General features: G+C 63.4%; 12 protein-coding genes. 9 read left to right on the top strand and 3 right to left on the bottom strand.

Features of this window, described 5'->3' with window-relative positions:
* The 5 genes from AC1DXN_RS30295 to AC1DXN_RS30275 form a co-directional block, all read left to right on the top strand.
* The coding region (locus AC1DXN_RS30295) for a DUF7507 domain-containing protein (RefSeq protein WP_477421786.1) at positions 1–1,767 on the top strand (1,767 nt) is incomplete at its 5' end.
* A gap of 158 nt (positions 1,768–1,925) precedes the next feature.
* Positions 1,926–3,851 carry a type I secretion system permease/ATPase gene (locus tag AC1DXN_RS30290; protein WP_477278300.1) on the top strand — a complete coding sequence of 642 codons (1,926 nt, stop codon included), beginning with the start codon at positions 1,926–1,928 and terminating at the stop codon, positions 3,849–3,851.
* Positions 3,852–3,862: 11 nt separating this feature from the next.
* Entirely contained in the window at positions 3,863–5,158 is a 1,296-nt protein-coding gene (locus tag AC1DXN_RS30285) for an HlyD family type I secretion periplasmic adaptor subunit (protein ID WP_477278298.1), read from the top strand.
* Positions 5,159–5,239: 81 nt separating this feature from the next.
* Complete coding sequence (locus AC1DXN_RS30280; protein ID WP_477278296.1) at positions 5,240–5,578, top strand: excalibur calcium-binding domain-containing protein; 339 nt, start codon at positions 5,240–5,242, stop codon at positions 5,576–5,578.
* A gap of 109 nt (positions 5,579–5,687) precedes the next feature.
* Positions 5,688–6,878: a hypothetical protein gene (locus AC1DXN_RS30275; protein WP_477320945.1), complete on the top strand. Its 1,191-nt coding sequence runs from the start codon at positions 5,688–5,690 to the stop codon at positions 6,876–6,878.
* A gap of 197 nt (positions 6,879–7,075) precedes the next feature.
* Here AC1DXN_RS30275 and AC1DXN_RS30270 read toward each other — a convergent pair whose 3' ends face one another.
* From AC1DXN_RS30270 to AC1DXN_RS30260, 3 genes are all read right to left on the bottom strand, one after another.
* Positions 7,076–7,165 (bottom strand): putative RiPP precursor, encoded by a 90-nt coding sequence (locus tag AC1DXN_RS30270; RefSeq protein WP_477242047.1) that lies wholly within the window; start codon positions 7,163–7,165, stop codon positions 7,076–7,078.
* 91 nt (positions 7,166–7,256) lie between these two features.
* Entirely contained in the window at positions 7,257–8,498 is a 1,242-nt protein-coding gene (gene dinB / locus AC1DXN_RS30265; protein WP_477278292.1) for a DNA polymerase IV, read from the bottom strand.
* 139 nt (positions 8,499–8,637) lie between these two features.
* Positions 8,638–9,459: an alpha/beta fold hydrolase gene (locus AC1DXN_RS30260; protein WP_477278290.1), complete on the bottom strand. Its 822-nt coding sequence runs from the start codon at positions 9,457–9,459 to the stop codon at positions 8,638–8,640.
* Between the two features lie 352 nt (positions 9,460–9,811).
* Between AC1DXN_RS30260 and AC1DXN_RS30255 the strand changes: the two genes are divergently transcribed.
* From AC1DXN_RS30255 to AC1DXN_RS30240, 4 genes are all read left to right on the top strand, one after another.
* The gene (locus AC1DXN_RS30255) at positions 9,812–10,255 is read left to right on the top strand and encodes a MarR family winged helix-turn-helix transcriptional regulator (RefSeq protein ID WP_477243087.1); all 444 of its coding nucleotides are present in this window, start codon (positions 9,812–9,814) and stop codon (positions 10,253–10,255) included.
* Between the two features lie 119 nt (positions 10,256–10,374).
* Positions 10,375–10,620: a hypothetical protein gene (locus AC1DXN_RS30250; protein WP_477242053.1), complete on the top strand. Its 246-nt coding sequence runs from the start codon at positions 10,375–10,377 to the stop codon at positions 10,618–10,620.
* Between the two features lie 259 nt (positions 10,621–10,879).
* Positions 10,880–11,638 carry a hypothetical protein gene (locus tag AC1DXN_RS30245; protein ID WP_477278288.1) on the top strand — a complete coding sequence of 253 codons (759 nt, stop codon included), beginning with the start codon at positions 10,880–10,882 and terminating at the stop codon, positions 11,636–11,638.
* Between the two features lie 168 nt (positions 11,639–11,806).
* On the top strand, positions 11,807–12,214 hold the full coding sequence (locus AC1DXN_RS30240) for a hypothetical protein (RefSeq protein ID WP_477278286.1): 408 nt from the start codon (positions 11,807–11,809) through the stop codon (positions 12,212–12,214).
* Positions 12,215–12,746 lie beyond the last annotated feature (532 nt).

The following is a 12,746-nucleotide window of genomic DNA, read 5'->3' as shown; positions in this document are numbered from 1 at the left end:
AACGTCGGCAACGTTGCACTTTCGGGCGTCGGCGTGATCGACAATCAGAACGTGACTGTCACGGCGGTGCTGGGCGCCGACAACCAGCACAACATCGGCGACGCCAACAATGACGGCAAGCTCGACCTCACCGAAGCCTGGGTCTTCACCGGCACCGGCGTGGCCGGCATCGGCGCCTACAGCAATATCGGCTCAGCCACCGGTTCATTCACCGACGATGCCCTCCACACCCGCTCCGACACGGCTATCGATGGTTCCAGCTATTTCGGCGCGGACCCCGAGATCAGCATCAACAAGGTGACGGTGGATGGCGCGACATCGGGCGACGGTTTGAACATTCTGTCCGGCGAAGCGATCAGCTGGAAATACACGGTCACCAACGTCGGCAACGTTGCACTTTCGGGCGTCGRCGTGATCGACAATCAGAACGTGACTGTCACGGCGGTGCTGGGCGCCGACAACCAGCACAACATCGGCGACGCCAACAATGACGGCAAGCTCGACCTCACCGAAGCCTGGGTCTTCACCGGCACCGGCGTGGCCGGCATCGGCGCCTACAGCAATATCGGCTCAGCCACCGGTTCATTCACCGACGATGCCCTCCACACCCGCCCCGACACGGCTGTCGATGGTTCCAGCTATTTCGGCGCCAATCCGCATATCACTCTCGACAAGAAGACCAACGGCGTCGACCACGACCTCAACATCTTCCAGGGCCAGGCTGTGACCTGGACCTACGATGTCAAGAACGACGGCAATGTCGCGCTCAGCAATATCGTGGTGACCGATGACAATGGCACTGCCGCCATCGGCGACGATTTCCATCCGACGGCGATCCTGAGCGGCATCTACAACAGCGGCGATATCGACCACGATGGCGTGTTCGACTCGGGCGAGACCTGGCACTACCAGGCAACCGGCATCGCGCAACTTGGCAGCTACGTCAACATCGCGACGGCCACCACCGATGCCTATTTTGATACGGCGGGACATTCGCGCACGCCGAGCGCCACCGACAGCAGCGACTATGAAGGCTTCTCGAACAAGGCGCTGACCCAAGGGTTCTGGGGCAGCCATACCGATGCCTGGGACAATGTCGCCAACAATGAGGGCAATCCCACCAAGAGCGCCTTCGCCAGCGGCGTCCTGTCCAGCCTTGACGTCAATCCGCGTACTGACGGCTATCTGTTGCTCGGCGACAGCAACGGCGACGGCATTGCCAACGATGCGCACGACCTCCTGATTTCGATCTCGCTGGCCAAGGCCATCGAATCGAGTTCGGCGGGTGGCGATGCGCGCGTCATCATGCTCCAGCAAGCGATCGCCACCCAGCTCAACATCGACAACCACGTTGCGCAGCCCAACGATCTGATCGATGAGGCGGTGATGTGGCTGAAGGGTCAAGGCGCCTGGTCAGGGCTCGGCGTCAATGTCGATGCCAACAATGACGGCATTGTCGATCAGAACAACGCCGGCACGGCGCTGGCAGGCGCTGCGGTCAAGACAAACACGATCGCGTGGACGAAATATGTCGACGTCACTGACGCGAGTTCCGGCATCACCGACTGGAACGGCGGCAAGGAGGCCGACGGCGAGGGCTTGAAGAACGCCCTGATGTGGTTCAACCAGGATCAACTGGTGACATCCGGGCCAGACGGTCACGTTGCCTGGTTCAACGGAACCAACATCATCGACGAGCATCCCAACACGCTCGATCAATTCTGGCTCACGCTGCACGAAGTGGGGGGCCTGACGGGTATCGCCTGAGGCGGGGCTCCGGCCTTTCGGTCGGGTGCCTTGCCGCAGCGCCGCCCGCGTGAATTGGTATGGGAAGGGGCTCCACTATCTTCAAGTCGGCGCAGGTGAGGATCAGGTCCTCGGGTCTGGTCTTAATCGCCTGCGCCCTTTTTATTGGACTCGGCGGAATGCTGTGGGCATCGCCGGGCGTCTGGTTGCTCTGTCTGGCGGTGGCGGGATCTGGCGCTGTTCTGCTGTTTCGACGACGCAGTCCCGATACCGCCGAAACCGGCCCAGGCGCCGCTCCCAGCATCGCGGCGACAGCGCGAAGCGCTGCCAGGCCCGGTGCCCGGCAGCAAGGATCGGAACTCGCGGCGGCGATCAAATCCTGCCGCTCGGCATTCATCGCCATCGCGTTGTTCAGCGGCGTTCTCAACGTGCTGATGCTGTCCAGTTCGATCTATATGCTGGAGATATACGATCGCGTGCTGCCAAGCCGTAGCGTGCCGACGCTCATCGGCCTCAGCCTGCTCGTCGCCATCCTTTATGCCGGGCAGGGCGTGCTCGATTTCATCCGCGGCCGCATCCTGGTGCGCATCGGCGGCGCCCTCGACGAGGCGCTCGGCGCCCGTGTCTACTCCAGCGTGCTCAAGCTGCCGTTGAAGCTCGGGCGCGGAGGCGACAATATGCAGCCGGTGCGCGATCTCGACAGCGTACGTGCCTTCATGTCGGGCAGCGGCCCGACAGCGCTGTTCGACCTGCCGTGGCTGCCGCTCTACCTGGCCATCATCTTCATGTTCCACGTGATTCTCGGCCTGACCGCCCTGGTCGGGGCGATCGTGCTCGTGCTTTTAACCGTCTATGCCGAGCGGCTGACGCGCAAGCCCGTCACCTCCGGCACCCAGACCGGCATTGTCCGCAACGGCCTGACGCTCGCCGGCAACCGCAACGCTGAAGTTATCGCGGCTCTAGGCATGGGCGGCCGCATGGCCGCGAAGTGGGAGGCGGCCAACCGCGACTATCTGGCCGAGCAGCGCAGCGTCAGCGACATCGCCGGCGGCTTCGGCGCAGTGTCCAAGGTGCTGCGTATGCTCCTGCAGTCGGCGATGCTCGGCGTCGGCGCCTGGCTGGTCATCGAGCAGCAGGCGACCGCCGGCATCATCATCACCGCCTCGATCCTCAGCGGCCGTGCGCTGGCCCCCGTCGATCTGGTCATCGCCAACTGGAAGGGTTTCCTGACTGCGCGGCAAGGCTGGCAGCGCCTGACCAGGATGCTTGCCGCCATGCCAGCCGATGCCCAGCCGATGGCCTTACCGATGCCTGGCCGCCACGTGTTCATGCAGATCGTCAGCATAGCCGCGCCCGGCACCCAGCGGCTTCTGGTGCATGAGGCAAGTTTCGCGCTCGAAGCCGGACACGCCGTCGGCATCATCGGCCCGAGCGGTTCCGGCAAGTCGACGCTGGTCAGGGCGCTTGTCGGCGCCTGGCCGCTTGCCGCGGGCCGGGTCCGGCTCGATGGCGCCGACCTCGACCAGTGGTCGCCGGAGGATCGCGGCCGCTTCGTCGGCTATCTGCCGCAGGACGTCGAGCTGTTTGCCGGCACCATCGCCGAGAACATCGCGCGTTTCGAGCCCGATGCCGATCCCGCTCTTGTCATCGGCGCGGCCAAGGCAGCCGGCGCCCATGATCTCATCGTCGGTTTCCGCGACGGCTACGAAACCCAGATCGGCGAACTCGGCGAGGCGGTCTCGGCCGGCCAGCGCCAGCGCATCGCGCTGGCCCGCGCGCTCTATCGCGATCCTTTCCTGGTTGTGCTCGACGAGCCGAATTCCAACCTCGACGCCGAAGGCGAGCAGGCGCTATTCCAGGCCATTGTTTCGGTACGGCAGCGCGGCGGCATCGTCGTGCTCGTGGCGCACCGGCCAAGCGCGCTCGGCACGGTCGATTTCATCCTCGCCATGAACCAGGGCCGCGTCCAGGCGTTCGGCCTCAAGGATGAGGTTTTTGCCAAGCTGTTTCCGCGGCCGCAGCCGGCGGTGGCCGGCGTGCCGCGGCTCAGGCTCGCTACCGAAGAGCCAGCGACGTCGGCTGGTGTGGCGGCGGCGGGCGAGTGAGGAGAGGAACGATGCCGAGTTCCTCCCACCAATCCATTCGAGGCTACACGCGTTTGGGCCTCGTTGCGGTCGCGCTGCTGGTCGGCGGCGTTGGCGGCTGGGCTTCGCTGACCCGGATTTCGGGAGCGGTCATCGCGTCGGGAGTGCTGGTCGTCGATTCCCACGTCAAGGACGTGCAGCATTCGACCGGCGGTATCGTCGGCGAGATCGCCGCACGTGACGGCGACCGCGTCAAGCGCGGCGCGCTGCTCGTGCGCCTCGATCCCACCATGCCGGCAGCCAACCTCGCCGTCGTCACCAAGGCCCTCGACCAACTGTCGGCGCGCGAGGCGCGCCTCGAGGCCGAACGGAAGGGGGCCGATGCCATTGCTTTTCCGAAGGACCTTCTCGATCGCGGCAGTGATCCGGCGATCGCCGAGGTCATCGCCGGCGAGGAGCAGGTTTTCGAAACGAGGCGGGCGGCTCGTTCCGGTCAGAAGAGCCAGTTGCAGGAGCGCATCCTTCAGTTGCAGAAGGAGATCGGCGGCAACACGGCCCAGGTGGACGCCAAGTCGCAGGAAATCGCGCTCGTCGAGAAGGAATTGGACAGCATACGCGCGCTGTGGAAAAAGCGGCTGATCTCCATCGACCGCCTGACCGCCATGGAGCGCGAGGCGGCACGGCTCGACGGCGAGCGCGGGCAGTTGACGGCGGCCCTGGCGCAAGCCCAGGGCAAGATTGCCGAGATCAATTTGCAGATCATCCAGATCGACCTCGAACTCAGCACCGACGTCAACAAGGATCTGCGTGAGATCGACGCCAAGGTCGGCGAACTGACGGAGCGCAAGATCGCCGCCGAGGACCAGCTCAGGCGTATCGACATCCGCGCGCCGCAGGACGGTGTCGTGCAGCAGTCCATCGCCCACACAATTGGCGGCGTCATCACCCCCGGCCAGACGATCATGCAGATCGTGCCCGACAGTGACAGCCTGACGGTCGAAGCCAAGATCGCGCCGAGCGACATCGACCAGCTCTGGGTCGGTCAGCCGGCCGCGCTGCGCTTCTCGGCCTTCAACCAGCGCACAACGCCGCAGATCAACGGCACGGTCGAGCGCACCTCGCCGGACACGACGACCGACCAGCGCACCGGCATCAGCTATTACACCGTGCGCATCTCGACCACGAGTTCCGAGGTCGCGCGTCTCGGCGAAGTCAAGCTGGTTCCGGGCATGCCGGTCGAATCCTTCATCAAGACCGCTGACCGGACCGTAATTTCCTACCTCGTCAAGCCGCTGCAAGACCAGATCAGCCGCGCCTTCAGGGAATGAGGCGGCACCTGGCGGGCCGACGGCATCATCGGGAGCCGGCTGAGGTTGGTTTGCCTGAGGCACTGAAATCGGGGACCGGGAATGCTTCTGCCATTCTTGCGGTGGCCTGCATCTGAACACAACCGACTTGGCAGGCTGAAATGGCTTGCTTTGTCGGCACCGTTCATCCTGCTGTTTGGCTACATCGCCTACGGCTTCATCGGCGTTCGGATCGACTCGCCGCTTGCAGCTCTCCGGCACCTTGCGGCGTTCCCAAACTGCACCGCCGCCGGTCTTGTAGGACTGGCTCCGGCGCGCAAGGGCGAGCCAGGCTATTGGCCAACGCACGATGCCGACAGCGACGGCGTCGCCTGCGAGCCTTGGCACGGGGCAACCGCCAGTGGCGTCAGGGTCCATCGCTACTGGCGATCTGGTCGATAACGCTCGCAGGCGCCCCTCGGCCGCCGAAGCGCGACGACGGCTCTACAAACAGTCTGAATCGATATATGCCAAGGCTCGTTGCGCGAGATTTGCAAAGAGGCCGACAACGGTGCGTGACCCCTATCTGGTCGAAACAACGGTCGTCGTCGGGCTCGCCGCCATTTTGGCGCTTCTCGCCTGGTTCTGGCGGCAGATGCGTCGCCGTCGCAAGGCCCGGTATCGTGAGAATCCGGCGAACGACTACGCCGTGCGCCAGGATTGGTCGAGCAGTCGCGGCAACCTTAACCACTCGTCCTTCGTCTATTTCGATGTCGATCGCGATGGCAGCTACGGGCTCGGCGACCGGCCCATGGCCGGCGTCATGGTCAGGCTGCACGACGGCAGTGGCCGCTTTGCGTCTCAGGCTCGGACCAACCGCAGCGGCTTCGCCAATTTTCCTGTGTCGAGGAAACATCGCAAGGCGCCCATCCATTTGCCCGGCATTTACCGGTTCACGGTTTCGGTGCCGCCCGGCTGGCGCGCCAGCAGCGCCAACGAGGTCCAGTCGCAGCACTTTCAGCCGCTGCCGGGCTCGCCCACGGGAATGGTCAGCGAAGCGATGCTGCGGCCGGTCGGTCTTTTCCCGATACGGCGCCTCAGCGGGCGCGTGGCGGCAGCGGCGACCGTGTCGGTGGAGAAGAACGGGCAGGTGCTGGCCGTGCATCCGCTTGCCGATGCAGCCGACTTCCGCTTCGATCTCCCCGATGACGCCGACACCATCGACGTCGCCGGTCGCGGTTTTGCGCGCAGGCTGGCCCTGTCACCCTATCCGACCGATCTCGGCCTGCTCTCACCCGAAACCCCCGCCTTCGACAACACAGCGCCCTTGCAGACGATCGGCTTCGACGATGTCACCCCGCGCGAGTTCCGCAAGGTGCCGTCCGGCTATGCCGGGTTCGACTGGTTCAACCTGAATGCGATTTCGCGTGATTACCTCAAGGAGGCCGAGGGCTATGTCAACGGCAATGTCTCCGGAGACTACTCTTGCTACACCAGCAGCGGCCACCCGGCCGAGTTCGGCAGCGAAAAGCCTTTTGGCTTTCACTCCGTGCTTCTGACCGCGGCGTGGTTAAAGTCCGAAGGGGAGGTTGCCTTGGTGGAGAGCTGGCTTGGCGACCGGCTGATTGCCAGCGATGCCGTCATTTTGTCGGCGCTGACGCCCGTTCACTATGCCCCGATGCTCGCGCAAGTGACACGCGTGCGTCTTTCCACCAAGCACTATTGGCAACTCGTGCTCGACGACCTGGTGGTTGCCCGCTGAGCTTACACGTTGATCGAGTTGTTGCCGTTCGCCGTGACCTGCGAGAGCTTGCCCTTTTTGACCAGCACCGGCTTTGAATAGGCCTTCTTCATTTTCCTATTCTCCAATGGCGTGCGGCGCTATCACACCGCTCGTGCCTAGAAGCGTTTCGCGAGACACCACTCGCAAGCCGACTCAAAACAGCTGTTCGCCGCCGTTTAGCGCTGCGAATTCGTCCCGTTTTCCGCCGTAACCTGCGAAAGCTTGCCTTTTTTGACAAGCACGGGTTTTGAATAGGTCTTCTTCATGGGTTCCCACCCTCCAACGCAACACGATAATGCCAGATGGCTCGGTGCAGTCAACCTCACTGCGCCGGCGACCAAGTCCGGCATGCCCCTATCACAGTTCCTTCTCGGCTAGTTCCCTGAAAGCATCGGGCACGGAACGCGCCGCTTCCAGCGCCACCGTGCCGTAACCGACCGCCTGTTTGCCAAAGCGCAGGCGGATCTTGTCGACGGCGCGGTCGGCGCCAAAGCGCGCCAGGCCCTTTTGGGTGCCCGGCCTCTGCTTCTCGTCGACAAGGCCAAGCGGCAGTTCGAGCTGCAGCTCGGCACTCTCCTCCAGATGCGATACCGAGATCGCCAGCAGTGAAATGGTCTTTTCCCCGGGGTAGGCGGCAAGCACGCCGCGCACCAGCTCCTCGGCGATCTCAGCCAGCATCAGTGTTGCCGAAATCGGCTGGTCGAGGGTGACCGAGCGGGTCACGGCGCTGAGGTCGGCAAAGCGGACGCGCACCGTCACCGTGCGGCCGGGCCGCGCTTTGGCTCTGAGCCGGCTGGCGACACGGTCGGCCAGATGCAGCAACACCGGCACGAAGATTTTTGCCTCGGCCGGTTTCCTGCCGAGCGCCGATTGCGCCCCGGCCGAATGCGCCCGCCGATGCGTCACCAGTTTTCGCGGGTCGCGGTTCCACGCCAGCGCGGCAAGCTTTTCGCCGGCGGCAGGCCCGAGCAGTCGCTCCAGCGCGCCGCTGTGCGTCTTCGCCAATTGGCCAATGGTCTCGACGCCGATCTCGGCCAGCCGCGCTTTGGTCGCCGGGCCGACGCCCCACATCAGACCGACCGGCAAATCATGCAGGAAGGCAAGTTCGCCGGCGGGATCGACCACCACCAGCCCGTCAGGTTTTGCCACTTGCGAAGCGATCTTGGCCAGGTGCTTGGTGCGGGCCACGCCGATCGAGATCGGCAGGCCGAGTTCTTGCCGCACCCGGTGGCGTATCGTGGCGGCGATCTCGGCCGGCGAGCCGAACAGATGCGTGCAGCCGGCGACATCGGCAAAGGCCTCGTCGATGGAAATGCGCTCGACCAGCGGCGTAAAATCGTCGAGCACTTTTATTGCCGCGTCGCCCAGCCGCTGGTAGTCGCTGAAATGGCCGCCGACGAAGATCAACTGCGGGCAGAGCTGCCGGGCGCGCCGTCCAGGCATGCCGCCGCGCACGCCAAAAACCCTGGCCTCGTAGGAAGCGGCGAGCACAACGCCGCCGCCGACGGCGATCGGCTTGCCTCTAAGCGAGGCGTCGAGCAGTTGCTCGACCGAGGCATAGAATGCGTCGAGATCCGCATGGAGAATGGTGGGTTCCATCCCGACCGTTTCCTTGCGGCGCTGCAGCATTAGCCGCGTCTATTTTGAGGGGCGTTTTGCAGAACAAATACAGAACAAATCGTGCCCTTTGTCAAGCGGTGATGCGGCGCCGCACCTTGACTGGCGCGGCGCCGGGCAATCAGCCTTTGATGAAGGCGAGCAGGTCGGCGTTCACCTCATCCTTCTGGGTGGTGCAGATGCCGTGCGAACCGCCCTTGTAGACCTTCAGCGTCGCGCCCTTGACCAGTTTCGAAGACAGCAGCGCCGAGTCGGCAATCGGCACGATCTGGTCGTCGTCGCCATGCAGGATCAGCGTCGGCTTGTCGAACTTCTTCAAATCTTCGGTCTGGTCGGTCTCCGAAAACGCTTTGATGCAGAAATAGCTGGCAGGCATCCCGGCCATCATGCCTTGCAGCCAGAAGGCATCACGCACGCCTTCAGAGACCTTCGCTCCGGGCCGGTTGTAGCCGTAGAATGCCATGGTCAAATCCCTGAAGAACTGCGAGCGATCGCTCAGCACACCCTTGCGGATGCCGTCGAAGACATCGATCGGCAGACCGCCGGGATTGGCCGCCGTCTTCAGCATCAGCGGCGGCACCGCTCCGATCAGCACCGCCTTTGCCACGCGGCCGGTGCCATGGCGGCCAATGTAGCGCGCAACTTCGCCGCCGCCGGTGGAGTGGCCGACATGGATCGCGTCCTTGAGGTCCAGCTGCTGCACCAGTTCGGCGAGGTCGTCGGCATAGGTGTCCATGTCGTTGCCGTGCCAGGGCTGGCTGGAGCGGCCGTGGCCGCGGCGGTCATGGGCGATGGCGCGATAGCCATGCGATGCCAGGAAGAACATCTGGTCTTCGAAGGCGTCGCTGCTCAACGGCCAGCCATGGCTGAAGACGATCGGCTGACCCTTTCCCCAGTCCTTGTAGTAGATCTCGGTTCCGTCCTTGGTGGTGATGATGCTCATAGGGCTTGTTCCTTGTTGATGAGAGGTTGCGGAAATTTGGCCGCCGGCGGCGGTGGAAGGGAGTGCGGCAATCAACGGCAGCGTCGCCATGCCCGCGCCGGCGAGCATGATCTGCCGCCGCGAGATTGAGCCGGTGGGCCGAAATTGGTCGGGCGAGGTGACTGGCACGGCTTCCTCCTGTGTGGTTGCTTTGTTTATATCGCGCGATTATATCGTGCACGATATAAAAGGCTGAAGCATGTGCTGGTGTCAAGCGCTTGCGATAAGATCGCGCACGATATATGTTCACGAGCGCTTTATGAGGTTCGTTATGGCCGACCAGAAAACCGCGCCGAAACCGCAAGACGCGTCGATGCAAGACGATGCGTTGCGACTGAGCGAGTTCCTGTGCTTCGCCGTCTACTCCGCCAACCACGCTTTCAATCGCGTCTACAAGCCGCTGCTCGACGAGCTCGGCCTGACCTATCCGCAATATCTGGCGATGGTTCTGCTCTGGGAGCGCGATGACCAGACGGTCGGCAGCCTCGGCGACAGGCTGTTCCTGGAATCAAGCACGCTGACGCCATTGCTCAAGCGGCTCGAGGCGTTGGGCCACATCAGCCGAACCCGCGATCCCGACGATGAACGCCAGGTGCGGGTGCGCCTGACCGACAAGGGATGGGCGATCCGCGAAAAGGCGAGGGCGGTGCCCGCTTGCATCCTGGAAGCGTCGGGCCTCAAGAGCGATGAGCTCGGCCGGCTGCGCAACGAGATCGTCGCTCTGCGCAAGGCCCTGGAAGACCACCACAAAGCCTGAACGCGGGTGCCGCGTAAGCGCCCACGACAAAGTCGCCCATTGATCGCCTCTTGCGGGAACATTGTCGATCGCAGCCGCGTTGATAGTCGTGATGGGACGCTGTTTGCGGGAGGCCTGACATGGGCCACTTTGAAATGATCGATCTTGTCTGCATCGTCGACGCCTGCACGACCGGCCGCTCCGCCGGGCGGGTCGTGTCGATGGCCAAGGCGGTGGAGGAATTGCGGGTGCTGACAGGGGATTTCGTCTCGTCGGATGAAGCGGCGGCGAATGCGCTGTCGGCAGTGGCGCTGGAGTGCGGCTGCGCRGTGCTGTTCGACGAACAGGCCGGGGCCGACATCACGTGGGCGCCCTGGTCGAGTTGAGGCGGTCGCGGCAGGTTAGGACCTTAGTCTGATCGGCATAGGACCTTTGCGTTCCAAAGGCTCCAAACCCGAGTTCGATTTAGCAAAGTGGCGATATTTCAAAGGGTTGAAGGAGTTTTCCGATTCGGAACGTTCGTTGGCGACTGCTTCGCTCGCGCATTGAAACCACATTTATCCAAAGTTTACCGATAGCATTAGCGATTTCTCATATCTTCCCTCTATAGCGGTTGATGGCGGTGGCGATTCTCGGAGGAATATCATGACATCCCGAAAGACCCTTTTTGCTGCGCTCGCAGCGTTCGCGCTTCTGGCGTCTCCGGCGTTGGCCGGTAACGGCCACGGCAATGGCGGCGGCAACGGTCACGGTGGCGGCAACGGCAATGGCAATGGCGGTGGAAACGGCAATGCCGGCGGCAATTCCGGCAACAGCGGTTCGCACGGCAAGTCGGCATCAGCCAAAGGGCATGTGGGCAAGGCCGAAACGGCTGTTGCAAGCGTTGACGACACTGAGCAGACCGCTTCTGTGACGAAGGAAAAGAATATCCATGCCAAGCTCGGCCGGTTGAACTCGCTGCAGCGCAACATCAACGCTTATATGAATTCCAAGAGCAAGAAGTTCGCTGGGATCCAGGCTTTTGTGACACAGTCGGCAGTAGCCAAGAACGCGGAGGCAGCTGCCGCCGACGCGGCTGCGGCGGTGGATGCGGCTAAAGCCGCGGTTATCGACCAGCAGGCGGCGTACGACGCGGCGAACCTCATTACGCCTCCAACGCCCGAGGAGCAGTTGGCCCAGGACGCGCAGATCGCCGCTCTGGAGCAAGCGGTCGTGGATGCCCAAACGGCGGCTGACACCGCGCAGGACGAAGCCGACGCAGCAGCTGCCGACATCCCATCGCTCGACACGGCCCTTGCCGACATGGCCAACAAGCCCGTCGACACCGAGGTGACGGACTGGGCCAACGGTGTGCTGGCCGACAAGATCGACCAGATGGCCGCCAAGCTGGCTCCGGCGCCGTAAAGCCGATCGCGGTTGAAACGACTCAGTCGACGATCAAGCCGCCGGGTTCGCCCGGCGGCTTTTTTACGGCACAATGGAACCGCCAATCCTGGTACTGCATGGAATATCTGCATTTCCTGATATAGGCTTCCCGATGTCGGGGTTTTAACGGCATTGGGAGGACAAGACATGCCTAAGGTTTCCGAACTCTTCTTCAAAACGGCCATCGTGTTTCTCATTCTGGGCATCGCCGCCGGTCTGCAGATGGCGATCTCGGGCGATCACGGCGCCTTCCCGGCGCACGCGCACATCAACCTGCTGGGATGGGTAACCAGTGCCATCTTCGGCGGCTACTACGCGCTCAATCCGGCAAAGGCCGAGCGCAAGCTCGCCATGATCCACTACGGCCTCTACACGCTTGGCATCGTGGTGATGTTGCCGGCTCTGTACCTGATGCTGCAGGGCAATCCGGCGCTTGAGCCGATCGTCGCAGGCGGCTCGCTCATCGTCGCCGCTGCCGTGCTGATCTTCGCCGTCGTGGTCTTCTCACCCGAGGCGGAGCGCTCGGCCTCCGGAATACGGCCGGCCTCGCGCTGAGGCCACTGCCGGCCACTGCACGACGCGTGACGAAACTGCCCCGCGCTTCCATTGGAGGCGCGGGCCAATCCTTGCTCGTGGCGGCCGCACCGATCGCGTGAACAGCGTTAACCACGTCGCCATGCCGGACCGAACCAACGGGCGTGCCGGCCGTTTCTCCTTATGGAAGATCGCCAACCGAGATTTCGCTGTCGCCCGGAGCCGTCCGGTACCTGGACGGTGTGGGATGACGTTGCCGACGCGCCAGCCAGCCTGGGAGGCTGCGCCCTTCTCGGCCGCACATGGGAGCGCGCCAAGGTCGCCCGCGATGTGTTGCGGCGGATTTACGACAATCACCTGGAGGCGCGATCGGTTCGCCGGCCACCGGCCCAGTCAGTGCAGCGTGTCGACGATCTGATCGCCTCGATTCGCACCCGCGCCCGCTCCGACACAAATGCGCATAGGACTTGACCGCCTTGGTTCAGCAACCGCAGGTACCTTGCTGGAGCCTGGGGCAGTGTACTTCTCGAACAACTGAGCTGATCTGAAAGTG

The sequence above is a fragment of the Mesorhizobium sp. P2_H9 genome (genome assembly GCF_056403215.1).
This window is presented reverse-complemented; position numbering and strand designations above follow the sequence as displayed.

Coding starts and splice junctions, on each gene's coding strand:
- AC1DXN_RS30280 (WP_477278296.1), top strand. CDS start 5,240: ATGCTTCTGCCATTCTTGCGGTGGCCTGCATCTGAACACAACCGACTT.
- AC1DXN_RS30260 (WP_477278290.1), bottom strand. CDS start 9,459: ATGAGCATCATCACCACCAAGGACGGAACCGAGATCTACTACAAGGAC.
- AC1DXN_RS30290 (WP_477278300.1), top strand. CDS start 1,926: ATGCTGTGGGCATCGCCGGGCGTCTGGTTGCTCTGTCTGGCGGTGGCG.
- AC1DXN_RS30255 (WP_477243087.1), top strand. CDS start 9,812: ATGCAAGACGATGCGTTGCGACTGAGCGAGTTCCTGTGCTTCGCCGTC.
- AC1DXN_RS30240 (WP_477278286.1), top strand. CDS start 11,807: ATGCCTAAGGTTTCCGAACTCTTCTTCAAAACGGCCATCGTGTTTCTC.
- dinB (WP_477278292.1), bottom strand. CDS start 8,498: ATGGAACCCACCATTCTCCATGCGGATCTCGACGCATTCTATGCCTCG.
- AC1DXN_RS30270 (WP_477242047.1), bottom strand. CDS start 7,165: ATGAAGAAGACCTATTCAAAACCCGTGCTTGTCAAAAAAGGCAAGCTT.
- AC1DXN_RS30245 (WP_477278288.1), top strand. CDS start 10,880: ATGACATCCCGAAAGACCCTTTTTGCTGCGCTCGCAGCGTTCGCGCTT.
- AC1DXN_RS30285 (WP_477278298.1), top strand. CDS start 3,863: ATGCCGAGTTCCTCCCACCAATCCATTCGAGGCTACACGCGTTTGGGC.